Raw genomic sequence first — 25,985 nt, 5'->3', positions numbered from 1 at the left:
ATGAAAGCCGTGAGCAGACAGACCTTCCTCGCCGGCCTTGCCGCCACCGCGCTGGCGCTCGCCTCCAGCGCCGCCTTCGCCCAGAGCGCGGCCAAGCCCGGTGCCAAGGCTCCCGATTTCTCGGTCGTCGACGTCGACGGAAAGCTGCAGAAGCTTTCGGACTATGCCGGCAAAACGGTGGTCCTCGAATGGACCAACCATGACTGCCCCTATGTCCGGAAGCACTACAACAGCGCCACCATGCAGACCCTGCAGAAGGACATGGCCAAGGACGGCATCGTCTGGCTCTCGGTGATCTCCTCGCCGGCCGGCGAGCAGGGCCATGTCGACGCGGCCAAGGCCAAGGAGCTGAGCAAGAGCCGTGACGCGGCCCCGGCCTCGATCCTGCTCGATCCAAAGAGCCAGCTGGCGCGGGCATACGGCGCGCAGACGACGCCGCACATGTACATCATCGATCCCAAGGGCACGCTCGCCTATGCCGGAGCGATCGACGACAAGCCGTCATCGAGCGCCTCCAGCCTGACCGGCGCCAAGAGCTATGTCCGCCAGGCCGTGGCCGAGCTCAAGGCCGGCAAGGCGGTCTCGGAGCCCGCGACCAAAGCCTATGGCTGCGTCGTGAAATACGCGCCGGTGAGCTGAGGCCGGGCGCGGCGGCTGCCAAGAAGAGTGCGGGAAACCCTCTCCTGTAAGGAGAGGGTAGGGTGAGGTGTAGGCTGCTGGACTAGTTCCGCGAGCGCTCACCGCGCGGTCAGGTTCAGGCCAACGTTTTCAGTCCGAACACCTCACCCCTGCCCCTCTCCTTCCAGGAGAGGGATTCTCTGCTGAGGTTCGATCGCCTTATGCCCGCCCCAGCCTGACGCCGCTTTCCGCATCGAAGACGTGGACCTTGTCGGGGTCGACGGAGATCCAGAGCCGCCCGGGCTGGGCCGCGACCTCTCCAGTCGCCGCCTGCATGACGAAGGGCTTGCCGGCGAGCTGGCCGTGGAAGAGCTGGGTCGCGCCGAGTTCCTCGATGAACTCGACGTCGAAGGGCAGCGATCCGGCGGCGCCTTCCGAGGCGATCTCGATGTCCTCGGGTCGCAGGCCGACCTCGACCGCGGTGCCAACAGCTAAGTCCTCGCGCAGATCGCGCGCCTGCAGGAGGGCGTCGCCGAGCGCGATGATGCCGGCGCCGTCGACCTTGGCCGCCAGCAGGTTCATCGGCGGCGAGCCGATGAAGGTCGCGACGAAGCGGCTCGCCGGCTTGCGGTAGACTTCCGACGGCACGCCGATCTGCTCGACCTGGCCACCATTCATCACCACCAGCTTGTCGGAGAGCGTCATCGCCTCGACCTGGTCGTGGGTGACGTAGATCGCGGTGACGCCGAGCGCCCGCTGCAATTTTTTTGATCTCGACGCGCATCTGCACGCGCAATTTGGCGTCGAGGTTGGAAAGCGGCTCGTCAAACAGGAAGACCTGCGGCTTGCGCACGATGGCGCGGCCCATGGCGACGCGCTGGCGCTGGCCGCCGGAGAGCTGGCGCGGGCGGCGCTGCAGGAAGGGCTCGATCGCGAGGATGCGCGCGGCCTCGGCGACGCGCTTCTCGATCTCGTCCTTGGGCGTGCCGCGGTTGCGCAGGCCATAGGCCATGTTGTCGTAGACGCTCATATGCGGGTAGAGCGCGTAGTTCTGGAAGACCATGGCGATATCGCGGTCGGCCGGCTCGACCTGGTTGACGACGCGGTCGCCGATCGCGACCTCGCCGGCCGAGATCGTCTCCAGCCCGGCGACCATGCGCAGCAAGGTCGACTTGCCGCAGCCGGACGGGCCGACGAGCACGCAGAAGCCGCCATCGGGAATGTCGAAGGAGACGCCCTTCACGGCCTCGACGCCGCCGGCATAGATCTTCTTGACGTTGTTGAGCGTGACCTGAGCCATAAGCGGGCTACTTCTCTGTCTCGACGAGGCCCTTCACGAAGAGCCTCTGCATGGCGATGACGACGAGGACCGGCGGCAGCATGGCGAGCATGGCGGTCGCCATGGCCATCTGCCATTCGGTCAGGGCGTCGGAGGTGGTGATCATCTTGCGGATGCCGATCACGATGGTCTGCATCGAGTCCTTGGTCGTGATCAGCAGCGGCCAGAGATACTGGTTCCAGCCATAGATGAACTGGATGACGAACAGCGCCGCGATCGTCGTCAGCGACAGCGGCAGCACCGTATCCTTGAAGAACTTGAACGGGCCGGCGCCGTCGATCTTCGAGGCTTCGAGCAGTTCGTCGGGAATGGTCATGAAGAACTGCCGGAACAGCAGCGTGCCGGTGGCCGAGGCGATCAGCGGCACGGCAAGGCCCTGATAGCTGTCGAGCATGCCGAGATCGGAGACGACCTTGAAGGTCGGGAAGATACGGACCTCGACCGGCAGCATCAGCGTGACGAAGATGATCCAGAACGCCGCCATCCGGAACGGGAAGCGGTAATAGACGATGGCGTAGGCTGAGAGCACCGAGATGAAGATCTTGCCCAGCGCGATCGTCATCGCCATCACGAAGGAGTTGAACATCATGCTCGCCACCGGCTCACGGGTCGAGCCGGAGGTGCCGACGAAGAGGATGCGGTAGTAGTTCTCGAAGAAATGCGGGCCGGGATAGAGCGGCAATTGCCCGTTGATGATGGTGGCGTTGTCCCAGGTCGAGGCGACGAAGGTCAGCCAGACCGGAAAGGCGCAGACGAACACGCCGATCGTCAGGATCACATAGGCGATCGCATCGCCGAGGCGGCGGTCTTCGACCATCAGCCCTGTCCTCCGCGGTCACTCAAAAGTTTTGCCAATGCATTCGCCGCCGCGTCGAGGAAGGCGTTGCCCTTCTCCGGCGTCGCCTTGCGGGCATCGCCGATCACGCCGGTCTGCGTCATCTCGCGGAAGGGCTGGTAGCGGCCGACGGTCGGGCGGGTCAGCGCGGTGAGATCGGCGCCCAGCATGCCGAACGCCTCGGCGAGCCGCTCGCTCCGCACCGTCTCCGGCGCCAGCGCCATCATCATCGAGGTCTCGACCTCGCAGGCATGCAGCACGCTGACCTGATCGTCCATGAAGGGCGCCATCGCCTCCTGCGCCAGCAGGAAATAGGTGGTGGCGCGGACCTGGAGCGAAGTCTCGCGGGCGAAATCCGGCAGGAACGCAGCAAGCGCAGCGATGTTGCCGCCATGGCCATTGACGATGACGACGCGGTGGAAGCCATGGCGCTCGAGGCTCTTCAGCAAAGCGAGGAGGACGGCCCGGTAGGTCGGGATATCGAAGGTGAAGGTACCGCCAAAGGCCATGTGATGCTCGGCCATGCCGCACCACAACGTCGGCGCGACGACGACGTCGACCTCCCCGGCGCGCTCGGCCGCGAGCTTGCAGACGCCGCCGCACAGGATGGTGTCGACGCCGACAGGCAGATGCGGGCCGTGCTGCTCCATCGAGGCGACCGGCAGCACGACGACGGCGTCCTTCGCCGCCTTCTCGCGCAGCTCCTCGGCGGTGAGCTCCTGCCAGAGTACGGAGCCCATCAGTAGTTCACCTTGCGCTCGATGAAGCGGAACTGGAAGGCGGTCATGCCGATCACCATGATAAGCAGGATCACCGACTGCGCCGCCGAGCCGCCGAGATTGGTGCCGCCCTTGCCGTCGGAATAGACCTTGTAGACCAGTGTCTCGGTCGCGCCCGAGGGACCGCCGCCGCTGATGGTGTCGATGATGCCGAAGGTGTCGAAGAACACGTAGACGAGGTTGACAACGAGCAGGAAGAAGGTCGTCGGCGAGAGCAGCGGGAAGACGATGGTCCAGAAGCGCCGCATCGGGCGGGCGCCGTCGATCACCGCCGCCTCGATCACGCTCTTCGGGATCGACTGCAGGCCGGCGAGGAAGAACAGGAAGTTGTAGGAGATCTGCTTCCAGGTCGCGGCGAGGATGACCAGCGTCATCGCGTCATTGCCGTTGAGGCGCGGATTCCAGGCGACACCGAGCGATTGCAGCCCGCGCGCCAGCATGCCGAGCGAGGGATCGAACATGAAGATCCAGAGCACGCCGGCGATGGCGGGAGCAACAGCATAGGGCCAGATCAGCAGCGTCTTGTAGATCTCGACGCCACGAATCTGCCGGTCGGCCATCACCGCGAAAAGCAGCGCCAGCGAGAGCGAGAGCAGCGCGACGAAGACCGAAAAGATGCCGGTGTTGATCAGCGCCTTGTAGTATTCGGGTTTCGAGAACAGGTCGCGATAGTTCTCGAACCAGACGAACTCGGTGGAGATGCCGAAGGCGTCCTGCAGCAGGAAGCTCTGCCAGACGGCCTGGCTCGCCGGCCAGTAGAAGAAGACGACCGTGATCGCGAGTTGCGGCAGAAGCAGCAGCAGCGGGATCGTCAGCCCCTTAAAGTGAGCATATTTCTGCATCGGCCAGCCCGGCGGGAAAGAAAGGCCGGGACGAAACGTCCCGGCCCTCGATCGTCTCTTTACTTGGCGGTGCGCTCGAACTGGCGCAGCGCCTGGTTGCCGCGCTCATTGGCCGCGTCGAGCGCCGCCTTTGGCGTCTTCTGGCCGTTCAGGGCCGCCTCGATCTCCTCCGACCAGATGTCGCGGATCTGGACCAGGCCGCCGAAGCGCACGCCACGCGAGTTTTCGGTCGGCTCCTTGTTGTTGAGCTCGAGCAGCGGCGTCTCAAGATAGGGATTCTGCTTGTAGAAGCCCGAGGCCTTGACCTTCTCATAGGCGGCCTTGGTGATCGGCAGATAACCTGACTCGGTGTGCAGCTTCACCTGCCGGTCGACATCCGAGAGGAAGGTGAAGAACTTGGCGACGCCCTTGTACTCGTCGGCCTTCTTGCCGCCCATGACCCAGAGCGAGGCGCCGCCGATGATCGAGTTCTGCGGCGCGCCGGCGACATCCGGATAATACGGCATCGGCGCATTCGACCAGTCGAACTTGGCGTTGGCCTTGACGTTGCCGAAGAAGGCTGAGGAGGTCAGGAAGAGCGGGCATTCGCCCGAGGTGAAGCGGCCCTCGCCGGTGTTGGTGCGGCCGGAATAGGAGAACACGCCTTCCTTCTGCAGGTTGGCGAGATTGGTCAGGTGCTTGACGAAGAGATCGCCATTGATGCGGAACTCGGTGTCGAAGCCGTCGAAGCCGTTGGCCTTGGTGCCGACCGGCACGTTGTGCCAGGCGCCGAGCTGCTCGATATTGGCCCAGGTCGTCCAGGCGGTGGAGATGCCGCACTTGTCCCAGCCGGCGGCCTTCAATTTCTTGGCGGCTTCGAACGCTTCCGGCCAGGTCTTCGGCGGCGCTTCCGGCAGGCCAGCCTTCTTCAGCGCGTCCTTGTTGTACCACATCACCATCGAGGACGAGTTGAACGGGAAGGAGAGCATCTCGCCCTTCGTCGTCGAATAGTAGCCGGTGATGGCCGGCAGATAGCTCTTCGGATCGAAGCTTTCGCCAGCGTCTTTCATCACGTCGGCGACCGGCTTGATCGCACCCTTAGCCGACATCATCGTCGCGGTGCCGACCTCGAAGACCTGCATGATGTGCGGCGCATTGCCGGCGCGGAAGGCGGCGATGCCGGCGTTCAGCGTGTCGGGATAGGAACCCTTGTAGGCGACGACGACCTTGTAGTCCTTCTGCGAGGCGTTGAACTCCTCGGCCAGCTTGACGACGACGTCGTTGTTGGCGCCGGTCATGGCGTGCCACCACTGGATTTCGGTCTGCGCCAGAGCCGGCGAAGCGGCGGCCAGCGCGAATGCGCCGACGGCGGTCAGGGTCTTCAATTTGAAGGTCATGATCAGCTCCCTCTAAGCCCCCGGTATGCGCGGGCATTCTTGTCGTTGGTGCGCAAGCTAGCATGAAGCCGGGGCGACAGTTCAATGACAAAACGATGACATTTCCGCCCCGCTGTGGACGCGCATCCGCGCACTTGCGATTTTCCGCGGAAGCGGCTGTTCTCCCTCAACCTTCCTGCACACTGCACACAGCCGGATCAGCCATGCCCTCGCTCTCGCTCACGCCCGCCAACACCCTGCCGGTCGATGCCGCCCGCGCCGCGCTGGCCGGCCGGGTCTGGCGGCCGGACCTCGCCGGGCCGTCGGTGGTCAAGCTCCAGGGTGACGAGGTCATCGACGTCACTACAACCTTCCCGACCATGCGCGATCTCTGCGAGACCGCCGATCCGGCGACGGCGCTGCGTGCTGCAAATGGCGAGAACCTCGGTTCGGTCGCCGATCTCCTCGCCAACAGCTCTGTCACCGCCCGCGATGACGGCAAACCCTGGCTGCTCGCCCCGGTCGACCTGCAAGCGGTCAAGGCCGCCGGCGTCACCTTCGCCATCTCGATGCTGGAGCGCGTCATCGAGGAGAAGGCGCGCGGCAATCCGGCGGCCGCCGCTACGATCCGCACCGAGATCGAAAAGCTCATCGGTGACGATCTCTCCAAGCTCAGGCCCGGCTCACCCGAGGCGATGAAGCTGAAGGAGGTGCTGATCGCCCAGAACAGCTGGAGCCAATATCTCGAGGTCGGGATCGGACCGGACGCCGAGATCTTCACCAAGGCACCGCCGATGTCGGCGGTCGGCACCGGCGCCGATGCCGGCCTTCATCCGGCCTCGAGCTGGAACAACCCCGAGCCCGAGATCGTGCTCGTCGTCGCCTCGGATGGCCGCATCGTCGGCGCCAGCTTGGGTAACGACGTCAACCTGCGCGATGTCGAGGGCCGTTCGGCCCTGCTGCTCGGCAAGGCCAAGGACAATAATGCTGCCGCCGCGATCGGCCCGTTCATCCGCTTCTTTGACGGCGATTTCTCGCTCGACCATGTCCGCAAGACGACGGTGAGCCTCACCGTCGAGGGCGAGGACGGCTTCACGCTCGAAGGCTCGTCCTCGATCGCGAAGATCAGCCGCGACCCGGCCGATCTTGCCGCGCAGATGATCGGCCCGCATCATCAGTATCCTGACGGGGCGGTGCTCTATCTCGGCACCATGTTCGCGCCGATCAAGGATCGCGATGCGCCGGGCGGCGGCTTCACCCACAAATACGGCGACGTCGTCACCATCTCCGCGCCCGAGCTCGGCGCCCTGATCAACCGGATGCGCCGCACCGACGAATGCGAGCCCTGGCGCTTTGGCGCCTCGCATCTGATGCGCAACCTCGCCAAGCGCGGGCTGCTGTGACGGGCAAGGGCGTTCTCGTCTATGGCGAGGCGCTCGTCGACATCGTGCCCGGCACCGCCGGGCGCAAGCGCGAGGCTGTGCTCGGCGGCTCGGGCTTCAACACGGCGTTGGCGCTGGCTCGCTGCTGCGCGCCGGTGGCCTATAATGTCAGCCTCTCGCCAGATACGTTAGGCCAGCTCCTCCTCCGGCGCCTGACGGAAGAGGGCATCGACCGGCGGTTCGTCGGAGTCTGCGACGCGCCGACGCCTTCCGCCACTGTCACCGCGATCGACGCCGACGGTGCCGCGACCTATCGCTTCTCTCTGGACGGCACGGCCTTCGATGTCGCGCCGCCCGCACCGGCGGATCTCGGCGATTTCGCGCATCTGCACGTCACCTCGTTCGGCACAACGGTTGGCGCATCCGGCAAGGCGGCACTGGCGCTGATGCGCCGAGCGCGAGAGGCTGGGCTCAGCGTAAGCTATGATCTCAACATCAGGCCGGCCGTGTTGCCCGCACTTCCGGAGGCGCGCCGCGCCATCGAGGAGCGGGCCGTCCTGTGCGATCTCCTGAAATGCAGCACGGATGATGCGCGAGCGGTTCACGGTACCGAGTTCGGCTACGCCTTTGCGCGCTGGTTTGCCCAAGGAGGCCGACTGCTGCTGGTCACCGATGGCGAGAAAGGCGGCTACCTCCTGCCCTTTCGCCGTGAGCCGATGCCGTTCCCGGCCCTCGCACAGGAGGTCGTCGATACGATCGGCGCCGGCGACAGTTTCATGGGCGCCTTTCTCGCTTCGCTCTGGCGGAATGGCGGTCTCGGTCCGGTGCTGCGCGACCTGCCGGACGAACTCCGCGCTGCCGCTCTTGGCTTTGCGGCCGTGGTGGCGGCAGAAACCTGCGCCAAGCAGGGTTGCAACCCGCCGCGGCTCGCCCCGCCTTCGGCGCACGACTGACGGACCAGGATCCATGCGCCTCGCTTACATCGACTACCACACCTGCGGCGAGCCTGTGCGCATCGTCACCTCAGGCTACCCGCAGCTCACCGGCGCTGGCATCCTCGGCAAGCGCCGGCAGGCTCGCGAGCAGCATGATCAGTTGCGCCGCGCGATGATGCTCGAGCCGCGCGGCCATGACGGCATGTACGGCGTCATCCCGGTCGCAGCGAGCCGTCCGGAAGCAGCCTTCGGCGTGCTGTTCACGCATAATGAGGGCTATTCGACCATGTGCGGCCACGCGACCATCGCGCTCGGCCGCTATGCGATCGAGCAGGGGCTGGTGAAGGCCGCCGAACCAGTGACACGCTTTGCCATCGAGGCGCCCTGCGGGCTGCTGCGCCTCTCCTGCGAGGTCGCGGACGGCAAGGTCGGCGCGGTAAGCTTCGAGAGCGTGCCGGCCTTCGTCGAGAGGCACGATCTTGTGGTCGCTGTGCCCGGCTATGGCGACGTCACCACCGACATCGCCTATGGCGGCGCCTATTACTGCATCCTGCCGGCCTCGCGCTTCGGGCTCGACCTGATGCAGACGCCGGTCGAGGAGATCGTCGCAGCGGCCGGCGCGCTGACCGACCATGTCCGGCAGACCATCGCGATCACGCACCCGACCGAGCCCGATCTCGGCTTCCTCTATGGCACGATCGTCACCGACGAGGCCGGGCCGGATCAAGACAGCTTCAATCTCTGCGTTTTCGCCGAGCGCCAGATCGACCGCTCGCCGACCGGCTCGGGCGTCACCGCCCGGATGGCACTCGATCATGCCAAGGGGCTGATCCCCACCGGCCAGAGCCGCCGGATCCGCAGCATCACCGGCGGCGGCTTCGCTGGAAGGGTTATCGGCCCGGTCGATTTCCCAGCCGCCGGCGCCGTCACGGTCGAAGTCGGGGGCGCAGCCACCTCGCCGGCGAGGGGAGCTTCGTCATCGAGGCCGACGATCCGCTCGGCCACGGCTTTGCCCTGCCCAAGCGCTTCGCGGAAATCGTGAATTCCTGAGCCGGCTCAATCGGCCGACAACCGAAGGCCCCATGCCAGCGGGGAACGAGCGCACCGTATGGTCTGCTCTGTCGAGGTAAACCCGCTTTTCATCTTGTCGAGAAGGGACGCGGTAAGATTCTGCCGCTACCTTGCCGTGCGGGGCGGTGGGACAAACATGAGCGCGAGCACGGACCGGCCAGTTGCCGCGAGAGCCGCGAAGGCGCTCGTCGCCGCGCGCCCTTGGGCCAGTCCCGTGATCTGGCTCGCGGCCTTCCTCGCCTTCGTCCTCGCCGGCCTGCTCCTGCCGCTGCGCCTGCCGCTCGGGTCGTATTACTGGGACACGGCGGTCTATTTCGACGCCGCCCAACGCATTCGCGAGGGCCAGGTCCCGAACATCGACTTCTTCGCCCCGGTCGGGCCGCTCGGCTATTATCTCGTCGCGGGTCTCGACCGGCTATTCCCGAACGCCCATCCGCTGCTGACTGCGAACTGGGGCCTGCTGCCGATCGCGCTGCCGCTGCTCGCGATCATCGTCTTCCATGTCGCGCGATCTTCTCGCAGGCTGGCCCTGGCGCTGCTGCTGCCCTTCCTGCTTTTCGCCTCGCTGCCGATCAACCTGCACGAGGTCTATCCGCTGCCGGGATTCGACGGCTACGGCCACTACAACCGGCATGTCGCATTGCTGCTCTACATCCTCGTCGCCGTGCTGACGTTCGCGCGCGATCGGCGACTGACGACCTGGCTGGTCGCGGCGCTGATGCTGACGCTGTTCCTGGTCAAGATCACCGGCGCCGTCGCCGGGGCGATGCTGGTCGGCTATGCCGCCCTGACCGGGCGGATGCGCCTGCGCGACGCCTGCCTTGCCGCCGCCGCGGTGATCGGCGCTCTCGCCGTCATCGATGTTGCGAGCGGTGGACTGACCCGGGCTTATGTCGACGACATTCTGACCCTGTTGAAGCTCAACACGGACGCGCTGCTGCCGCGCTTCCTCACCGTCGCCTCGTTCAAGTTCGAGGTGATCGGGCCGACGCTGGTCCTCATCGGCCTGCTTGCCTATGGCGCCTGGCGGACGCGGCCCACGGGCATGGCGGCCCGGCTGCGGGCGCTCGCGGTCTCTCCTGTGGGCTGGCTCGCCATCGCCTTGCTGGCGCTCACATTCTTCGAGACGCAGAACACGGGCAGCCTCGAATTCATCGGGCTCTGGCCGATCCTGCTCGTGCTCCTGCTCGACTGGCGTCGGCGCGACGATAACCTGCGCACATTTGTGCTGCTTCTGCTCTGCGTCATCGCCGCTCCCTCGGCCCTGGTCTTCATCGAACGCGCCGCCCGCGCCACGCTGGGGGCACCGACCTATCTGCCGCTCGCAGTCGACGATGTCGGCAAGCTCGGACGGGTCAGCGTCAAGCAGGAGATCGCCGAGCGTGCTCCGGTCATGCTGCAGCATTACGCCAACCATCAATCGGCCTATGCCGACCTCGCCGCGACAGGACAGCAGCCGTCGCTGACCCTGTATTCGGAGATCGACCACCACGCGATCTGGCTGCTCGAGATCGAGCAAGGCATCCTGGCGATCAAGGCCTGGGAACAGGCCGGCAAGCGCGAGCTCAACGGCGTCTTCACGCTCGATTTCGTCGATGTGCTCAATTACCTGCTCGATCGTCGCCCGCCGCGTCATGTTCCGATCGGCATCGACCCGACGCGAAGCAATCCGAAGCTCGAGGCGCAGATGATCGAGAGCCTGCGCCAGACCGACGCGATCCTGGCGCCGAAATGCCCGCTGACCTCGATCCGCGCAGCGATCTTCAAACACTTCGCCGGGGCGCTCGAAGGCCGCAGCAAGGTCGCGTTGGCGCCCTGCTGGGACCTGTACCTGAAGCCCTGATCAGGCGCTCGGCGCAACCCGCTCCGACAGAGCGGTCTCGACCGCGAGCCTGAGATCGCGCGCCGCAGCCGCGATGTCGTCACCGCCGAAGAGCGCGCCGATCACGGCGACGCCATCGGCGCCTGCCGCAATGACGGTGCCGGCATTGGCGGCCGTGATGCCGGCAATGGCGCCGACCGGCAGGGCACCGAGCACACGCGCCGCCGCCTGGCGCAAGCTTGAGAGCCCGTCCAGGCCGAGCGAGGTGCCGGCATTGTCCTTGTGGGTCGTCGGGAAGACGCCGCCGATGCAGGCATAATCGATCTTCGCCGAAGCCAGCTCCGGTAACTCACTCTCGTGCTTCAGCGTCACGCCGATGATGGCGCGCGGCCCAAGCAGGCGGCGGGCATCGGCGAGCTTCATGTCGTCGGCGCCAAGATGGACGCCGTCAGCGCCGGAGGCCAGCGCGACGTCGACGCGGTCGTTGATCAAGAGCGGCACATTGGTGCCGTGCAGGGCCGAGCGGATGGCGCGGGCCTCGCGCACCATCTCGCGCGTCGTCTCGGTCTTGGCGCGGAGCTGGATCAGCGTCGCGCCGCCCTCGACTGCCGCGCGTGCCATGTCGGCCATGGAGCGGCCATTGGCGATCTGCGGATCGACGATGCCGTAAAGGGTGATGTCGACGCTCATCGTCCGGTTCCCATCCGTGCGACCAGCGTCGCCGCATCCATCGCCGCGACCGCATCGATCAGCTCGACCTCGAAGCTGCCGGGGCCGCGGCATCGCTCGGCCGCGATTTCGCCGGCAATGCCATAGGCGGTCAAGGCCGCGGCCGCGGCGACCGCCTTGTCAGCCTCGACGGCGCAGCAAGCCGCGATCAGCGCGCCGGCGGCGCAGCCGATGCCGGTGACCCTGGTCATCAGCGGATGACCGTGCGCGACGGAGAAGCTCGCCGTGCCGCTCTCGATCCGGTCGACCTTGCCGGTGGTGACGCGGGTCACGCCCTGCGCAGCAGCGAGATCAAAGGCGAGCGCCGCCATCTCGGTGGCGTTGCCGCGCACCAGGATATCTGGCAGGCGCAGCACCTGCCCGGCGATATGTCGGCGCAATGGCGAGAGCTCGACGAAGACCGGGTCGAAGACAACAGGCTTGGCCCGATCGCGCGCCACTTCGAGCAGCTTGGGGATGGCGAGCTCGCTCTCGGCGTTGATCGTGCCGATATTGATCAGGATCGCGCCGGCGCCCTCCGCCATCGCCGCGACCTCGTCGACATGGATCGCCATGGACGGGATCGCGCCGAAGGCGAGCAGCATGTTGGCGGTGATGTTCTGCGCCACCGTGTTGGTCAAGCATTGCACGCGCGGGCGGCTCTGCGCCACGCGGGCGAGGACGGAGGCGACCTCCTCAGGTCCCAGGGCCTGCGTCGACGCCTTCAAGGTGGTGCTCGTCATCTTGTTTCCGTCGGTTTCGCCAAGGGATATGGGAACGGGTCTAGCCCAGCGCCATCAGCGCAAGGTCGGTTGCCCCGCGTGCGCTGAGCCGGCCAGCGGCGCGCGCCGCCCTGATACCACTGCGGCAGCAGAGCACCACGCGCCGGCCGTCGGTTTCATCCAACGACAACCGATCGATCTCGTCGACTGTCAGCCTGATGGCGTCCGGGGCGGCCGCGACCGGCGCCTCCTCAAGCCCGCGCAGCTCGACCACGATATCGCTCGCGGCAAGTTGCGAGGGCGCGATGAAGGGAAAAGAACCGGTGAGCGGTTCTGAAGCTCCGGCGAAGGAGAAACCACCGAAGCCGAGCCGGCGCGCGTCGAAGCTGATCACCCGGCCGAGCGGCGACGGCGACAGGCCCAGCGCAAGCAGCAGTACGATCTGCGCCTGCAGCAGGCCGAGTGTGGCGACCGCCGGACCGAGCACGCCAGCCGTGGCGCAGTCGGCGGCGCGGGCCGGCATTTCGGGAAAGACCGCGCGATAGCTCGGCCCGCCGCCACAGAAGGCGCCGACATAGCCGGCAAGGCCGACGATCGAAGCGCTGACCAGCGGTTTGCCGACGCCATGGCAGGCGTCGCTCAGGACATAGGTCGCGGCGAAACTGTCGGCGGCGTCGACGACGATATCGGCCCGCGCCACCAGCTCCGCCACATTGTCGGGCGCGAGCCTGAGCGCCAACGCCTCGACCTCCACGCCGGGGTTATAGGCGGCGAGCGCCGCGCGCGCCGCGTCGACCTTCAATCGCCCGACATCACTCATCCGGTAGAGTGGCTGACGATGCAGATTGCTTTCCTCGACCCAGTCGGGATCGACCAGCAGCAGGCGGCCGATGCCGGCGCCGACGAGATAGGACGATACGGGACAGCCGAGCCCGCCGGCGCCGACGACGAGGATGTTCGTACGGGCCAGTCGCGCCTGCCCCTCGGGGCCGATTTCCGGCAGCACGATCTGGCGGGCATAGCGATCGGTCATGGCTCCCTCCACCGTCAGCTTAGCAAGGCCCGGCCGAGCACCGGGGTTGAAGGCGCGGCCATGTCGCGCGGCTCCATCGGCCCAGCCTGGAAGGCGAGGCGCCCGGCTTCGACCGCGCGGGCGAAGGCGGCCGCCATCGCTGCCGGATCGCCGGCTTTCGCCACGGCGGTGTTCAGCAGGACGGCGTCGTAGCCGAGCTCCATCGCCGCGGCCGCATGCGAGGGCAGGCCGATGCCGGCATCGACGACGAGCGGGATATCGGGGAAATGCGCTCGCAGCGCCCGCAGGCCATAAGGGTTGTTCAGGCCCTTGCCGGTGCCGATCGGCGCGCCCCAGGGCATCAGCACCCGGCAGCCGGCCTCGACCAGCCGCTCGGCCACGACAAGGTCCTCGGTCATATAGGGGAAAACCTCAAAACCCTCGGCGCAGAGGATGCGCGCCGCCTCGACCAGGCCGAACAGATCGGGCTGAAGCGTGTCGGCCTCGCCGATCACCTCCAGCTTGATCCAGGGCGTGCCGAAGACCTCGCGCGCCATCTGTGCCGTCGTCACCGCTTCCTTGACCGAATGGCAGCCGGCCGTGTTCGGCAGCACCCTGACCCCAAGGCCGCGGATCAGCGCCCAGAAATCCTGGCCGCCGCCGAGCCGGCCGGCCTCGCGGCGCAGCGAGACCGTGACGACGTCGACGCCGGCCGCTTCGACCGCTCGCTGCAACACGGCCGGCGAGGGATATTGCGCCGTGCCCAAAAAGAGGCGCGAGCGTGGGATGAAGCCGTAGAAATCCATCGCTCAGCCTCCCTGCATCGGTGCGAGGATCTCGAGCCGATCGCCCTCGGCGAGGATCGTCTGCGCCCGCGCCGCGGCGGAGACGAAAGCCTCGTTCACGGCCGTGGCGACGACCGCGCCGGCATAGCCCAATTCGGCCAGCGCCTCGGCCAGAACGAGAGCGGCGACCTCACGCGTGTCGCCGTTGACGATGATCTGCATCGGACAGCTCCTTGGATGCGAGGAGACGATCGGCCACCTGCCGGGCCAGGGCCGGCGAGAGCAGGAAACCGTGGCGGAAAAGACCGTTGAAACGCAGGACCCCGCCGTCCTCGACGATGCGGGGCAGGTTGTCGGGAAAGGCCGGGCGGACATCGGCGCGCAGCTCGACGATCTCTGCCTCGCCGAAGGCCGGGTGCAGCGCATAGGCGGCGCTCAAGAGCTCGATCGCCGAGCGGGCACTGACGCGGCTGCGATCATCGCTCTCGATCATCGTCGCGCCGATCATGAAATGCCCGTCGGAGCGCGGCACGACATAGAGCGGAATACGCGGGTGCAGAAGCCGCACCGGACGGTTCAGGCTGATCTCGTCCGTGCGCAGCACCAGCATCTCGCCACGCACCCCGCGCAAGGCGCTTAGGCGATCACGGGCAGAAAGACCGCGGCAATCGACGATGCGATCGGCATCGAGCGCCGTCTCGTCAGCCTCGACGCCATAGTGGATCGGTACACCGGCCGCCTGCAGCGCCTGCGCCAGCGCTGCCATGGCCAGGCGCGGGTCGAGATGAGCCTCCTGCGCGAAGAACAGGCCCTGGCGGAAACGGCCGGCGAGATCGAGCTCCAGCGCGGCAACCCCATCGCCATCGAGCCGCTCGAAGCCGCTCGTCCGCGCCGCGAAACGCGTCAGCTCGCCGGCGTCGCGGGCCGGGGCGAGCACCAGCGTGCCACGCGCGAGCGTGCCGGGATAATGGCGCGGCCACCAGTCGAGCGCCTGCCGGCCGAGGGTGACGACTGCCTCCTCTGCACTCTCGCGCTCGCACCAGGGCGCGAGCATACCGCCGGCGGCCCAGGAGCAGGCCTGCTGGCCGAGCGTGGCGGCGCGTTCGAACAGCTCAACCGCGACGCCCCGCTCGGCCAGTTCGAGCGCCGTCACGAGGCCGGCGACGCCGGCCCCGATCACAGCGACGCGCATGGCCGCTACTCCGCCGCCGGCAGATAGAGATTGCCGCCCTTCTTGAGGAACTCCTCCGACTTCTCTGCCATCCCTTGCGAAGCCATCGCTTCGAGCGCCGCGCGCTCATTGTCGCCCATCGCCAGCACCTCGGCGCGCAAATCCTGGGTGATCTTCATCGAGCAGAACTTGGGCCCGCACATCGAGCAGAAATGCGCGACCTTGTGGGCGTCCTTCGGCAAGGTCTCGTCGTGGTAAGCGCGCGCCGTGTCCGGATCGAGCGCCAGGTTGAACTGATCCTCCCAGCGGAAGTCGAACCTCGCCCGCGATACCGCATCATCGCGGATCTTCGCGGCAGGATGCCCCTTGGCGAGATCGGCGGCATGGGCGGCGATCCGATAGGTGATGACGCCGGTCTTGACGTCGTCGCGGTCGGGCAAACCGAGATGCTCCTTCGGCGTGACGTAGCAGAGCATAGCGCAGCCGAACCAGCCGATCATCGCCGCACCGATGCCCGACGTGATGTGGTCATAGCCCGGCGCGATGTCGGTGGTCAGCGGTCCGAGCGTGTAGAACGGGGCCTCGCCGCATTCGCGCAGCTGCTTGTCCATGTTCTCCTTGATCTTGTGCATCGGCACATGGCCGGGGCCCTCGATCATCACCTGGCAGCCTTTTTCCCAAGCGATCTTGGTGAGCTCCCCCAAGGTCTCCAGCTCGGCGAACTGGGCGCGGTCGTTGGCGTCGGCGATCGAGCCGGGCCGCAGGCCGTCGCCGAGCGAGAACGAGACGTCGTATTTGCGCATGATCTCGCAGATTTCGTCGAAGCGCTCGTAGAGGAAGCTCTCCTTGTGATGCGCCAGGCACCAGCGCGCCATGATCGAGCCGCCGCGCGAGACGATGCCGGTCACCCTGGAAGCCGTCAGCGGGACGTAAGGCAGCCGCACGCCGGCATGGATGGTGAAATAGTCGACGCCCTGCTCGGCCTGCTCGACCAGCGTGTCCTTGAACACCTCCCAGTCGAGCTTGATCGGATCGCCGCCGACCTTCTCCAGCGCCTGGTAGATCGGCACCGTGCCGATCGGCACCGGCGAGTTGCGCAGGATCCAGGAGCGGATGTTGTGGATGTTGCGCCCCGTGGAGAGGTCCATCACCGTGTCGGCGCCCCAGCGGATCGCCCAGACCAGCTTCTCGACCTCCTCGGCGGCGCCGGAGGTGACGGCCGAATTGCCGATATTGGCGTTGATCTTGACCAGGAAGTTGCGGCCGATCGCCATCGGCTCGAGCTCGGGATGGTTGATGTTGGCCGGGATGATGGCGCGCCCGCGGGCGATCTCGTCGCGGACGAATTCCGGTGTGACGAATTCCGGCACCGAGGCGCCAAAACTCTCGCCATCGGCATGGCGCTCTCTTGCGCCCTCCAGCATGGCGGCGCGGCCGAGGTTTTCGCGATGCGCGACGTAGATCATCTCGGTGGTGATGATGCCGGCTCGGGCGAACTCGTATTGCGTCGCCATCTGGCCGGATTTCGCCTCGAGGATCGGGCGCTGCGCCGGGCAGGCCGGCACGAGTTGAGCTTCGCTGATATGGCCGTTATCGGCGGCGGTGACAGCGCGGCCGGGCACGGTCTGGAAACCGCGGGCGTCGAGCCAGGCGCGGCGCGGCTGCGGCAGGCCGGCATTGAGATCGATCGAGACGTCGGTCTCGGTGAAAGGGCCGGAGGGGTCGTAGATCCGCACCGGCGGCTCGGAATCCGTGGTGAGCTGCACTTCGCGGAAGGGCACGCGCATATCGGGGTGCTCGGGCGCGGCGACATAGATCTTGCGCGAGCCGACGATCGGGCCGGTCGTCACCGTCTGCGGCGCGGCCTTGACGCTGTTCTTCTGGGGTTTGGTGTGGGCGTTCATCTTAGGATCTCCTCCCTCTCAGGTTCAGGAGATCCGGGCGTCTGACGGTCCAGTCGCTGTCTGCGGATGCATTTGTGGCGCAGCCGCGTTCCAGTCCCTCCGCCGGTATGACCCGGATCAGGTTCGATGGGTTCGGCCGTCAGGCCATCTCAGCTCTTATCGAGCACCCCTCGGAACGAGGTGGAGGTTAGAACCGTCGTGATCTGCGCGCAACTGGCAAAGAACCGTCGGCCGACGCTGCGCCGGCATGCGCCAGAGGCATTGCACCGGTAAGGACAGGGGTTCAGGCCGTGATGTCGAGATTGCCGCCCTGGCCCGCCGGCAGCGTCGCCTGCTGCTGTTGATCGGCAGCCTGCTGGAGCATGGCGACGAGGGCCTGGTCGGAATCGGCGTTCTGCTTGACCATTTCGAGCTGCAGGGCCTGCTGCGTCGCAGCCGACTTCATGCTGATCAGGCTTTGCGCGATCGCGACCGACATTTCACTCATGGCAGGGCTCCTCGCCGCGAACATAGGCGGCGAGCCTTACCCGAATCTGAATCCGGAACGGCGACCTTTAAGGCCGGCTCCGATCAAGGCGCGATGATCGACGGCACCGGCTTCGGCATCGGAATCTCGCGGTTCGGCTCCGGCGGTCCCGAACGGTCTCGCGCCAGCCGCTCACGCTCGCGCCTTGCCTCGACGCGATCGGAGCGCGGCTCGAGCTTCTGCACCTCGCTCGCATTCGGCGCGATTGGCACACCGGGGGCGCGCTGACGCTGGGGTTGCGGCGGGGAGGACTGCGCGGCGGCGGCGTCCGCCACGATCAGTCCGGCGGCGATCAGTCCGAGGAGGACCCATGGGTGCTTGCGCATGGCATTGCTCCAGTCGGGCAGGCGCAAGACCAGCCTGCCCCAAAAAGGAACGCCAAGCAGGCCGGGATTGTTCCATGGCCTGACGAGAAAGGCAGGGCGGCTCGCAAGCCACCCCGCTTCACCTCATTGCTGATTTTGGCCGGTGAGCAGCGGCGTGATCCGGCGCAATGTCACGCGCCGGTTCTCGCGCGAGTCGCCTTGCGTCTGGACCTTGGGATACTGCTCGCCATAGCCCTGCGTCGTCAGGTTCTCGGCCGGCACGCCGAAATCGCGGGTCAGGATTTCGGCGACCGACTGTGCCCGCCTGTCCGACAGCGAGATATTGTCGACATCGGAGCCGACCGCGTCGGTATGCCCCTCGACCAGGAAGACCTCGTTCGGCGCCCGCTCGACCGCCTGACGGACCGCCTGCGCGATCACCTGCAAGCGCCCGCCCTGATTGGGTGTAACCGTCCAGGAGCCGGAATCGAAGTTGATCGTGTCGATGTCGACGCTGCGCATATGGGCGCGCAGATCTTGCGAGTAGCGGACCTCGTCGAGCGTGTAGCGGCGCGGCACCGGCGCAACCGGCGGCGCGGTGATCGTCTCGTAGATCAGCCGCTCATCGGCGCGCTCGGCATCGACGATGTAGCGCTCGCGCGCGATGCGCAGCTCCGGCGGCGGGAGCACCACCACTTCCTCGGCGAATCGGGCCTGCGGCCCGTCACGGCGGACATTGTCGATCATCACGAACTCGGCGCCGTCGCGTTCGCGCCGCGAGCGGCGGAGCAGCCGGCCGTCGTTGTCGGTCACCGTGACGATCTGCGTGCCATCCGGGCGGTCATAGATCGTCACATTCTCCTCGCCCCGCCGCTCGCTGCGGGTGTCGAGGCCGAGGTCGCGGAAGCGCTGCGTCTCGTCGCGGCGAATGATGACGCGATCATCGTCGCCGCGGATGATGGTACGGCCAGGCTCGCGGATGATGGTGACATCGCCTTCGCGCGTCTCCTGCCGGCGGCCGCGGATATCCTCCAGCCGCGTTGCGCCCTGCGTCGCCATGATACCGCCGATCGCGGCTGCGCCGAGACCGATGGCGGCCGCGCCGCCAAGGCCTATGCCGCCGCGACGGCCCTGACGGTCAGGCACGGGCTGGCCGGCCGGCGCCTGACCTTGGGGAGGCTGCACCTGCCCGGGAGCAACGCCCGGCCGCAAGGGCGTGCCGGGCTGCTGGCCGACGCCGGGCGCCGCTTGCGACGGCACCGTTCCCGGCTGGGCAGGAACGCCCGGCGCACTTCCGGCATTCGGGGCGACAGGCGGCTGGCCGGGAACGGCCTGTCCAGGCACGGCCTGAGCCGGAGCGGCCTGGCCGGGCTGGCGGCCGGGTCCGGCCGATGGTTGGGACGGGGCCGTCTGCGTGGGTGCAGCAGTGCCGGGCTGCGCCGGGGCTACCGGGGTGCGGCCGGCCGGCGCTACGGCTGAAGGCTGTCCCGGCTGAGGCTGGCCGGCCCTCGGCGGAGTGCCGGGGGCGGGAACCGCCTGTCCCGGCGCGGGCTGGCCCGGAGCCGCCTGGCCTGGCTGGCGGGCCGGCCCCGGCGATGGTTGCGGCGGGGTGGGTTGCGACGGAGTCGCTCCGGGCTGCGGCGGAGCTCCCGGCGACCGGCCGGCGCCGGGTGCGGGCTGGCCGGGCTGCGGCTGAGTGCTACCACTGGGAGCGAGCTGGCCCGGCGCGGGGCGAGTGGGCGCTGCCGGCGACGAGGGAGCGGCTGCAGGAGGCTGGCCTGGAGTCGTCTGCGGGGGCGCAGGGCGACGCGGAGCGCCGTCACCCGACGGGGCACTTGGCCGGGCGGGCGATGGCTGCGGCGCGATCTGGCCCGGAGCCGGTCGCTGTGGGGCGGTCGGTGCCGCCGAGGGAGCGCGCGGCGCGCCTTGCGGAGCGGGCGGCGCGACCTGACCAGGTGCGGGGGGCCGCGGGCGGAGCGGGCCTGCGCGGCTGTTCGGGCTCGGCCCGGCCGGCCGGCGGCGCTGCCTGCGGTGCGGTCGGCGGACGCGGGGCGCTCGGGGCCACCCCGGCCGGACGTTCCGGCGCAGCAGGGCGGGCAGCCGGCGGCTGACCGGGGGCCGGACGAGCGCCAGGGCGTTCCTGCCCGCCGGGAGCGGGGCGCTCCTGTCCGCCGGGCCGCTGGCGACGTGGATCAGGCCGGTCGTCATCACCCGACTGAGCCTGGGCAAGCTGGAGCGATGGAGCGGCGAAACCGCCCTGCGACAGCGTGATGGCGGGGATAAGAGTGCCGAGCAGGAGCAGGTTTTTCGTGCGCATCATGACATCCGTTTCCAGTTGTTCTTCCGGAGATGAACGCCCGCGCGCCCTGAATTCCGAATGAACCGAAAACGGCCGAAATCGGGCAGGGTTCCGCTGACCAAGCGGAATCCTGCCCATATTTACGAGTGTCAGAGGCCCGCCTGCTGGTTCACATAGGCCGCGATCTGCGCATGTGTCGCGAACCAGACATCGCCCTTCGCCTTGGCGTGGCGGACCAGCTCCTCGAGGATCCAGAAGCGCGAGCGGTAGGTGATGATGTGCGGGTGCATGGTGAGCAGGAAAAGCCCGCCTTCGGCGTAGGCGCCGTCGAATTCGCGCTTGAAGATGTCGAACACCGCCTCGGGCGCCGTATAGGGCCGCAACGCCTGGAAGCGGTTCATGTTGAAATAGACCGCGTCGTCACGGATCCACTCGACCGGCAATTCGACCATGCCGGTCGGCTCGCCCTTCTCGATCAATTCATAGGGGTCGTCGTCGGCGAAGAGCGATGAATCGTAGATCAGGCCGAGCTCGCGCTCGATGGCGAGCGTCACCTCGGAAAAAATCCCAGGACGGCGTGCGCATGCCGACCGGCCGGACGCCCGTGACCTTCTCCAGCGTATCGGCCGAGCGCAGGTGCAGCTCGCGCTCCGCCTCGGGCGGCACCGCCGTGTTGACCTCGTGGATCCAGCCATGCAGGCCGATCTCATGGCCTTCCGCGATCACGCGGCGCTGCTCGTCGGGATAGAGCAGCGCGGTCACCGCCGGCACGAAGAAGCTCGCCTTGATCTCCTCGCGCGCCAGCATCGCTAGAATGCGCGGCATGCCGACACGGTTGCCGTACTGGCCCCAGGACAGCCGGCCAACCGACTTGCCGCCGTCGCGCAACTCATTGGTTTCGTGGTCGACGTCGAAGGAGAGCGCCACGGCGCAGCGCGCCCCGCCCGGCCAGCTCTTCGGCTTGAGATTGCGGCCGGCGCGGACCTGCTCGACCTTGCCGCGCCAGGTCTCCTCCGGCCATTGCCAGGGTTGGAGCTGGGTCATGTCGATCCTCCTGTCGCTCACGCAGCCGCCTCGGGCAGCACCGGCACCGCTGCGAGCAGCCGCTTGGTGTAGTCATGCTGCGGGTTGTCGTAGACCTCGCCCGCCGGCCCCTCTTCCACGATGCGGCCGCGATACATCACCGCGACCCGGTCGCAGAGATGCCTGACCACCGAGAGGTCGTGCGAGATGAAGATCAGGGTCAGGCCGAGCTCGGCCCGCAGGCGCATCAGGAGGTTGATGATCTGCGCCTGGATCGAGACGTCGAGCGAGGCGACCGGCTCGTCGCAGACGACGAGGTCGGGCTGCATGGCGAGCGCCCGGGCAATCGCGACGCGCTGGCGCTGGCCGCCGGAGAACTGGTGCGGATAGCGGTCGGCGAAGGCCGGATCGAGCCCGACCGCGGCGAGCCAGTCGCGAACATAATCGCGGGCGCCGGCCTTATCGACAAGACGATGAGCGAGGGGCCCTTCGGCGATCCCCTCGCCGATGCGCATGCGCGGATCGAGCGAGGCGAAAGGGTCCTGGAAGATGGTCTGGATGCGGGTGGTGAGCTTGCGCGGCTCTTTTCCCCCGCTCATCACCGGCCAGCCCTCGAAGCGGACGGTACCGGAGGACGGCGCATAGATGCCGGCGGCCATGCGCCCGAGCGTCGACTTGCCCGAGCCGGATTCCCCGACCAGTCCGAGCGCCTCACCGCGCGGCACGGTCAAGCTGACCTCGTCGACTGCCATCACCGCTGGCGGCGGCTGCACGAGGCCGAGCTTCTGGCCGAGGCCACGCAAGGCGCCGGGCCGCGACTCGAAGCGCTTGCTGACGCGATCGGCAATGAAATAGGGCGCGCCAGGCACCGGCGCGGCAGCGGTAGCCGCCAGCTTGCGGGCGGGCGGAGACGCATCGGGCACGCCGCCGCCGCGCAGCAGGAATTCGCCCGGTCTGGCGCGCGAGGGCAGCGCATCGAGCAGGGCCCGGGTATAGGCATGCTGCGGGCGCGTCAGCACGTCGAGCGTCGGGCCGGCCTCGACGATCTTGCCGAGCCGCATCACCGCGACGTGCTGGGCGATCGAGGCGACCGTGGCGAGGTCGTGGCTGATCCAGATCAGTGCGGTGCCTAGCTCGGCGACGAGCTCCTTCATCTCAACAAGGATCTCGGCCTGGATCGAGACGTCGAGCGCCGTCGTCGGCTCGTCGCAGATGATCAGCTTGGGGTGGTGCAGCAGCGCAATCGCGATGGCGACGCGCTGGCGCATGCCGCCGGAAAGCTGGTGCGGGTAAAAATCAACCGTCGCTTCGGGGCGGGGGATGCGGACCTGGGCGAGACCGGCAATGGCGCGCCGCCGCGCCTCGGCGGTGGAAACTGTCTCGTGCGCCTCCAGCGCCAGCCGGATCTGCTCGCCGATGGTCAGAACCGGGTTCAACGTCATCAGCGGGTCCTGGAAGACCATCGAGACGACGCGACCGCGCAGCTTGCGCAACTCGTCCGGCGGCAGGCCGACCAGTTCGCGGCCATCGAGCTTCACCGAACCGCCGGCAACACGACCGGGTGGGTCGATGAGGCCGATGATCGAGAAGCCGGTGACGCTCTTGCCCGAGCCGGATTCACCGACGAGCCCCATCACCTCACCGCGGCGCAGTGAGAAAGAAACGCCGTCGACCGCCCTGACCACCCCGGCGCGGGTGAAGAACTGCGTGGTGAGGTCGGTGACCTTGAGGAGAGGGGCGTCGGTCATCGCAGCCTCTCGGGCGAAGGATGACGCGCCTCCCTTCCCCCTTGTGGGGAAGGGTATGGGGATGGGGGCGTCCCGCTTGGCGAGCGCTCACCCGGTCGTTCGCCCTCCACCCCTGCCCCTCCCCACGAGGGGGAGGGGTGAGTGCGGAGTTCGTCAGCGACGTGGCGCCAAGGCCCCTCATCGCTTCAGCCTCGGATTGACCTGGTCGCGGATCTGGTCGCCGACCAGGTTGATCGCGACGATCAGCAGGATCAAGGCAAGGCCCGGATAGATCGAGATCCAGTAACGGCCGGACAGCATGTACTGGAAGCCGTTGGCGATCAGCGAGCCCAGCGAAGGCTCGGTCACGGGCAGGCCGACGCCGAGGAAGGACAATGTCGCTTCGAGCGCGATGGCGCTGGCGACCTGCACCGTCGCAACCACGATCAGCGGCGGCAGGCAGTTCGGCAGGATGTGGCGCCAGATCACCTGCCGGGCCGGCAGCGGCGTCGAAAGCGCTGCCTCGACATAGTCCTTTCCGCGCTCGGCCGAGGCCGCGCCATGGGCGGTGCGGGCGAAATAGGCGTATTGCGCCGCGACCAGCGCGGCGATGAGCTGCGCTTTGCCCTGGCCGAGCAGCGCCGAGATCACCAAGGCGAGCAGGATCGCCGGGAAGGCGAGCTGCAGATCGATGACGCGCATGATGAAGGCTTCGCGCCGGCCACCGAGATAGGCGGCGGAAATGCCGAGCGTGACGCCGATGGTGAAGGCGACTGCGCCGGCGACCAGACCCATCTGCAGGGAGATGCGCAGGCCGTAGAGGATGGCGGAGAGCAGGTCACGCCCCTGCGCGTCGGTGCCGAGCCAATGGGTGTAGCCGCTGGCGCCGACATAGCCCGGCGGGCGACGGGCATCGGAGAGGACGAGATTGGCGAGATCGTAAGGGTTTTGCGGCGCGATCAGCGGGGCGAGCAGGGCAAGGCCGATCATCAGGACGACGACCACGAGCGCCGCGACCGCGACCCGGCTCTCGCGAAACTCGCTCCAGAAGCGGGCGATGGGCGTTTCCGTCCGCATCACGCCCGTCCCTTCCGCAGGCGCGGGTCGAGCGCGAAATAAGTCAGGTCGACCAGGAAGTTGATCATGATGAAGACGAAGGCGACCAGCATCAGATAGGCGACCATCACCGGCCGATCGAGCGACTGGATCGAGTCGATGATCAGCTTGCCGATGCCGGGCCAGGAGAAGATCGTCTCGGTGACCACTGCGAAGGCGAGCGTCGAGGCGAATTCGAGGCCGAAGACGGTGACGAGCGGGATCGAGATCAGGCGCAACACATGCCGGCGCAGGATGACGCTCTCCGAGATACCGGCGGCGCGGGCGAACTTCACCGTGTCGGTCAGCATGATCTCGCGCGTGCCGGCCCGCGCCAGGCGTGTCATCAGAGCGAGCTTGAAGAAGGCGAGGTTCAGCGCCGGCAGGAAGAGATGCGAGAGCCCGTTGAGCGTCAGGAAGCTCCATTCGACGCCGAAGAGCGAGGCGGTCTCGCCGCGCCCGCCGGCCGGCAACCATTGCAGCTCGACGGCGAAGGTCATGATCAGGACGAGGCCGATCCAGAAAGTCGGCACCGAGAAGCCGAGAATGGACAGCGCCATGATCGTCTTGGAGAGGACGCTCTCCGGCCGGTAGCCGGCATAGATGCCGGCGGGGACGCCGATCAGCGCCGCGCTGAGCACGGCCGCGAGGGTCAGCTCCAGCGTCGCCGGCAGGCGCGACAGGATGAGCTGGAGCACCGGCATGCCGAAGACGAAGGAGCGGCCGAAATCGCCGTGCAGGACGCGGCTGAGAAAGGTGAAATACTGCTCCCAGAGCGGCTTATCGAGGCCGTAGCGGGCAATGGTTTCGAGCCGGATGTCCTGGCTGACATCGGGGCCGATCAAGACGTCGATCGGGTTGCCGATCGCATAGACGCCGATGAAGACCAGTGCCGACATGACCAGCATGACGGCGAGGGCTTGCAGGATGCGCTCGGCGATGTGGGTCAGCATCTAGGCCGTCCCATCGAAAATCTCACGGCCAGGTCTCGACCATGGCTGCACGTGTCTCCTCGACTCCCACCGCCCAGAGCGCCAGCATCTCCTCGTCCGGACGTTGATAGCTGCCGTGGAAATTGCCGTCGCCGAGAATCTCGCGTTTCCGCTGCGGATTGGCGGCGTGATAGAGCGCTGCATTGAAGGGCGGCTTCACCGCATCCGGCAAGGTCACGCCCTCGAGCCGGGTCCATGGGAAGTTCTCCATCCAGGAGGCATGCGAGGCGGCCGGGTCGACCGCCTTCACCGCTGCCTGGAAGCGCGGGCCGGCCCACCAATTGTGCATCTTGACGCTGGCATCGGGCCGCTTGCCCATCCATTCGATCACCGCCGTCATCACCGGCGAATTGCCGCCATGGCCGTTGACGAGCACGATACGGCGGAAACCGGAACGGTAGACGCCTTCGAGCAGATCTTCGATCAAGGCGATGTAGGTGGTCATCCTGAGCGAGATCGTACCGGGATAGGCGGTGAAGCCCGGCGTCATGCCATAGGCCTGGACCGGGAAGACCGGGATGCCGAGCGGCTCGGCCGCTTCGGCGGCGACGCGCTCGGACAGGATCGCGTCGGTGGCGAGGCTCAGATAGGCATGCTGCTCGACGCAGCCGAGCGGCAGCACGCAGCGATCGTCGCGCTTCGCCTGCTCCTCGATCTGCATCCAGTTCATCCGGGCGACGAGCACAGCGCTGATCCTTGCGTTTCGGCGAGACCGCGTCATCCTTGACAGCGGTATAA

General features: G+C 67.3%; 23 protein-coding genes, 2 pseudogenes and 1 riboswitch. Of the genes and pseudogenes, 5 read left to right on the top strand and 20 right to left on the bottom strand.

Going from position 1 to position 25,985, the window contains the following annotated elements:
* Positions 1 to 639, top strand: coding sequence for a thioredoxin family protein (locus QO058_RS17875; protein WP_432211949.1), 639 nt, complete (start codon positions 1 to 3; stop codon positions 637 to 639).
* A gap of 198 nt (positions 640 to 837) precedes the next feature.
* On the opposite strand, the pseudogene QO058_RS17870 reads toward QO058_RS17875, so the two are convergent.
* From QO058_RS17870 to ugpB, 5 genes and pseudogenes are all read right to left on the bottom strand, one after another.
* Positions 838 to 1,918: pseudogene (locus QO058_RS17870) on the bottom strand (sn-glycerol-3-phosphate import ATP-binding protein UgpC).
* Positions 1,919 to 1,925: 7 nt separating this feature from the next.
* On the bottom strand, positions 1,926 to 2,774 hold the full coding sequence (ugpE, locus tag QO058_RS17865; RefSeq protein ID WP_284167620.1) for a sn-glycerol-3-phosphate ABC transporter permease UgpE: 849 nt from the start codon (positions 2,772 to 2,774) through the stop codon (positions 1,926 to 1,928).
* Positions 2,774 to 3,532: a creatininase family protein gene (locus QO058_RS17860; RefSeq protein ID WP_284167619.1), complete on the bottom strand. Its 759-nt coding sequence runs from the start codon at positions 3,530 to 3,532 to the stop codon at positions 2,774 to 2,776. The genes ugpE and QO058_RS17860 overlap by 1 nt, the downstream gene beginning before the upstream one ends.
* Positions 3,532 to 4,413, bottom strand: a complete 882-nt coding sequence (gene ugpA, locus QO058_RS17855; RefSeq protein WP_284167618.1) for a sn-glycerol-3-phosphate ABC transporter permease UgpA — start codon at positions 4,411 to 4,413, stop codon at positions 3,532 to 3,534. The genes QO058_RS17860 and ugpA overlap by 1 nt, the downstream gene beginning before the upstream one ends.
* 59 nt (positions 4,414 to 4,472) lie before the next feature.
* Positions 4,473 to 5,789, bottom strand: coding sequence for a sn-glycerol-3-phosphate ABC transporter substrate-binding protein UgpB (gene ugpB / locus QO058_RS17850; RefSeq protein WP_284167617.1), 1,317 nt, complete (start codon positions 5,787 to 5,789; stop codon positions 4,473 to 4,475).
* 203 nt (positions 5,790 to 5,992) lie between these two features.
* On the opposite strand from ugpB, the gene QO058_RS17845 reads away from it, so the two are divergent.
* From QO058_RS17845 to QO058_RS17830, 4 genes are all read left to right on the top strand, one after another.
* Complete coding sequence (locus QO058_RS17845) at positions 5,993 to 7,171, top strand: fumarylacetoacetate hydrolase family protein (RefSeq protein WP_284167616.1); 1,179 nt, start codon at positions 5,993 to 5,995, stop codon at positions 7,169 to 7,171.
* A complete protein-coding gene (locus tag QO058_RS17840) occupies positions 7,168 to 8,103 on the top strand; it encodes a PfkB family carbohydrate kinase (RefSeq protein ID WP_284167615.1) in 936 nt (311 codons plus the stop codon). Before QO058_RS17845 ends, QO058_RS17840 begins: the two co-directional genes overlap by 4 nt.
* A gap of 13 nt (positions 8,104 to 8,116) precedes the next feature.
* Positions 8,117 to 9,127, top strand: a complete 1,011-nt coding sequence (locus tag QO058_RS17835; RefSeq protein WP_347975405.1) for a proline racemase family protein — start codon at positions 8,117 to 8,119, stop codon at positions 9,125 to 9,127.
* A gap of 165 nt (positions 9,128 to 9,292) precedes the next feature.
* A complete protein-coding gene (locus tag QO058_RS17830) occupies positions 9,293 to 10,999 on the top strand; it encodes a hypothetical protein (protein WP_284167614.1) in 1,707 nt (568 codons plus the stop codon).
* Here the strand turns inward: QO058_RS17830 and thiE are convergent, their stop codons facing one another.
* From thiE to QO058_RS17755, 15 genes and pseudogenes are all read right to left on the bottom strand, one after another.
* On the bottom strand, positions 11,000 to 11,668 hold the full coding sequence (thiE, locus tag QO058_RS17825) for a thiamine phosphate synthase (RefSeq protein ID WP_284167613.1): 669 nt from the start codon (positions 11,666 to 11,668) through the stop codon (positions 11,000 to 11,002). It abuts the gene before it with no gap.
* The gene (locus tag QO058_RS17820) at positions 11,665 to 12,429 is read right to left on the bottom strand and encodes a hydroxyethylthiazole kinase (RefSeq protein ID WP_284167612.1); all 765 of its coding nucleotides are present in this window, start codon (positions 12,427 to 12,429) and stop codon (positions 11,665 to 11,667) included. The genes thiE and QO058_RS17820 overlap by 4 nt, the downstream gene beginning before the upstream one ends.
* Before the next feature lie 40 nt (positions 12,430 to 12,469).
* Positions 12,470 to 13,441, bottom strand: coding sequence for a HesA/MoeB/ThiF family protein (locus QO058_RS17815; RefSeq protein ID WP_284167611.1), 972 nt, complete (start codon positions 13,439 to 13,441; stop codon positions 12,470 to 12,472).
* A 14-nt stretch (positions 13,442 to 13,455) separates the two neighbouring features.
* The gene (locus QO058_RS17810) at positions 13,456 to 14,226 is read right to left on the bottom strand and encodes a thiazole synthase (RefSeq protein ID WP_284167610.1); all 771 of its coding nucleotides are present in this window, start codon (positions 14,224 to 14,226) and stop codon (positions 13,456 to 13,458) included.
* Positions 14,227 to 14,229: 3 nt separating this feature from the next.
* Positions 14,230 to 14,427 carry a sulfur carrier protein ThiS gene (thiS, locus tag QO058_RS17805; protein ID WP_284167609.1) on the bottom strand — a complete coding sequence of 66 codons (198 nt, stop codon included), beginning with the start codon at positions 14,425 to 14,427 and terminating at the stop codon, positions 14,230 to 14,232.
* On the bottom strand, positions 14,396 to 15,397 hold the full coding sequence (thiO, locus tag QO058_RS17800; protein WP_284167608.1) for a glycine oxidase ThiO: 1,002 nt from the start codon (positions 15,395 to 15,397) through the stop codon (positions 14,396 to 14,398). Before thiO ends, thiS begins: the two co-directional genes overlap by 32 nt.
* Before the next feature lie 5 nt (positions 15,398 to 15,402).
* On the bottom strand, positions 15,403 to 17,280 hold the full coding sequence (thiC, locus tag QO058_RS17795) for a phosphomethylpyrimidine synthase ThiC (protein ID WP_284167607.1): 1,878 nt from the start codon (positions 17,278 to 17,280) through the stop codon (positions 15,403 to 15,405).
* A gap of 76 nt (positions 17,281 to 17,356) precedes the next feature.
* A riboswitch (TPP riboswitch) is annotated at positions 17,357 to 17,461 on the bottom strand.
* Between the two features lie 102 nt (positions 17,462 to 17,563).
* On the bottom strand, positions 17,564 to 17,767 hold the full coding sequence (locus QO058_RS17790) for a putative motility protein (RefSeq protein ID WP_284167606.1): 204 nt from the start codon (positions 17,765 to 17,767) through the stop codon (positions 17,564 to 17,566).
* Positions 17,768 to 17,850: 83 nt separating this feature from the next.
* Entirely contained in the window at positions 17,851 to 18,132 is a 282-nt protein-coding gene (locus QO058_RS17785; RefSeq protein ID WP_284167605.1) for a hypothetical protein, read from the bottom strand.
* 123 nt (positions 18,133 to 18,255) lie between these two features.
* Complete coding sequence (locus tag QO058_RS17780; protein ID WP_284167604.1) at positions 18,256 to 19,455, bottom strand: OmpA family protein; 1,200 nt, start codon at positions 19,453 to 19,455, stop codon at positions 18,256 to 18,258.
* A 1,104-nt stretch (positions 19,456 to 20,559) separates the two neighbouring features.
* Positions 20,560 to 21,454, bottom strand: a pseudogene (locus QO058_RS17775) (polysaccharide deacetylase family protein).
* A gap of 17 nt (positions 21,455 to 21,471) precedes the next feature.
* Positions 21,472 to 23,181, bottom strand: coding sequence for a dipeptide ABC transporter ATP-binding protein (locus QO058_RS17770; protein ID WP_284167603.1), 1,710 nt, complete (start codon positions 23,179 to 23,181; stop codon positions 21,472 to 21,474).
* A gap of 177 nt (positions 23,182 to 23,358) precedes the next feature.
* Positions 23,359 to 24,237, bottom strand: a complete 879-nt coding sequence (locus tag QO058_RS17765; RefSeq protein ID WP_284167602.1) for an ABC transporter permease — start codon at positions 24,235 to 24,237, stop codon at positions 23,359 to 23,361.
* Positions 24,237 to 25,208, bottom strand: a complete 972-nt coding sequence (locus QO058_RS17760) for an ABC transporter permease (protein ID WP_284167601.1) — start codon at positions 25,206 to 25,208, stop codon at positions 24,237 to 24,239. The genes QO058_RS17765 and QO058_RS17760 overlap by 1 nt, the downstream gene beginning before the upstream one ends.
* 22 nt (positions 25,209 to 25,230) lie before the next feature.
* Positions 25,231 to 25,932, bottom strand: coding sequence for a creatininase family protein (locus QO058_RS17755; RefSeq protein ID WP_284167600.1), 702 nt, complete (start codon positions 25,930 to 25,932; stop codon positions 25,231 to 25,233).
* Between the last annotated feature and the right edge of the window lie 53 nt (positions 25,933 to 25,985).

The sequence above is a fragment of the Bosea vestrisii genome, assembly GCF_030144325.1.
Lineage (GTDB): Bacteria > Pseudomonadota > Alphaproteobacteria > Rhizobiales > Beijerinckiaceae > Allobosea > Allobosea vestrisii_A.
The sequence above is the reverse complement of the archived record's forward strand: the minus strand, read 5'-3'. Positions and strand labels throughout refer to the sequence as shown.

Excerpts from the sequence above, each read along its gene's own strand:
- QO058_RS17875 (WP_432211949.1), top strand. The coding sequence starts at position 1 with ATGAAAGCCGTGAGCAGACAGACCTTCCTCGCCGGCCTTGCCGCCACC.
- ugpE (WP_284167620.1), bottom strand. The coding sequence starts at position 2,774 with ATGGTCGAAGACCGCCGCCTCGGCGATGCGATCGCCTATGTGATCCTG.
- QO058_RS17860 (WP_284167619.1), bottom strand. The coding sequence starts at position 3,532 with ATGGGCTCCGTACTCTGGCAGGAGCTCACCGCCGAGGAGCTGCGCGAG.
- ugpA (WP_284167618.1), bottom strand. The coding sequence starts at position 4,413 with ATGCAGAAATATGCTCACTTTAAGGGGCTGACGATCCCGCTGCTGCTG.
- ugpB (WP_284167617.1), bottom strand. The coding sequence starts at position 5,789 with ATGACCTTCAAATTGAAGACCCTGACCGCCGTCGGCGCATTCGCGCTG.
- QO058_RS17845 (WP_284167616.1), top strand. The coding sequence starts at position 5,993 with ATGCCCTCGCTCTCGCTCACGCCCGCCAACACCCTGCCGGTCGATGCC.
- QO058_RS17835 (WP_347975405.1), top strand. The coding sequence starts at position 8,117 with ATGCGCCTCGCTTACATCGACTACCACACCTGCGGCGAGCCTGTGCGC.
- QO058_RS17830 (WP_284167614.1), top strand. The coding sequence starts at position 9,293 with ATGAGCGCGAGCACGGACCGGCCAGTTGCCGCGAGAGCCGCGAAGGCG.
- thiE (WP_284167613.1), bottom strand. The coding sequence starts at position 11,668 with ATGAGCGTCGACATCACCCTTTACGGCATCGTCGATCCGCAGATCGCC.
- QO058_RS17820 (WP_284167612.1), bottom strand. The coding sequence starts at position 12,429 with ATGACGAGCACCACCTTGAAGGCGTCGACGCAGGCCCTGGGACCTGAG.
- QO058_RS17815 (WP_284167611.1), bottom strand. The coding sequence starts at position 13,441 with ATGACCGATCGCTATGCCCGCCAGATCGTGCTGCCGGAAATCGGCCCC.
- QO058_RS17810 (WP_284167610.1), bottom strand. The coding sequence starts at position 14,226 with ATGGATTTCTACGGCTTCATCCCACGCTCGCGCCTCTTTTTGGGCACG.
- thiS (WP_284167609.1), bottom strand. The coding sequence starts at position 14,427 with ATGCAGATCATCGTCAACGGCGACACGCGTGAGGTCGCCGCTCTCGTT.
- thiO (WP_284167608.1), bottom strand. The coding sequence starts at position 15,397 with ATGCGCGTCGCTGTGATCGGGGCCGGCGTCGCCGGCCTCGTGACGGCG.
- thiC (WP_284167607.1), bottom strand. The coding sequence starts at position 17,280 with ATGAACGCCCACACCAAACCCCAGAAGAACAGCGTCAAGGCCGCGCCG.
- QO058_RS17790 (WP_284167606.1), bottom strand. The coding sequence starts at position 17,767 with ATGAGTGAAATGTCGGTCGCGATCGCGCAAAGCCTGATCAGCATGAAG.
- QO058_RS17785 (WP_284167605.1), bottom strand. The coding sequence starts at position 18,132 with ATGCGCAAGCACCCATGGGTCCTCCTCGGACTGATCGCCGCCGGACTG.
- QO058_RS17770 (WP_284167603.1), bottom strand. The coding sequence starts at position 23,181 with ATGACCGACGCCCCTCTCCTCAAGGTCACCGACCTCACCACGCAGTTC.
- QO058_RS17765 (WP_284167602.1), bottom strand. The coding sequence starts at position 24,237 with ATGCGGACGGAAACGCCCATCGCCCGCTTCTGGAGCGAGTTTCGCGAG.
- QO058_RS17760 (WP_284167601.1), bottom strand. The coding sequence starts at position 25,208 with ATGCTGACCCACATCGCCGAGCGCATCCTGCAAGCCCTCGCCGTCATG.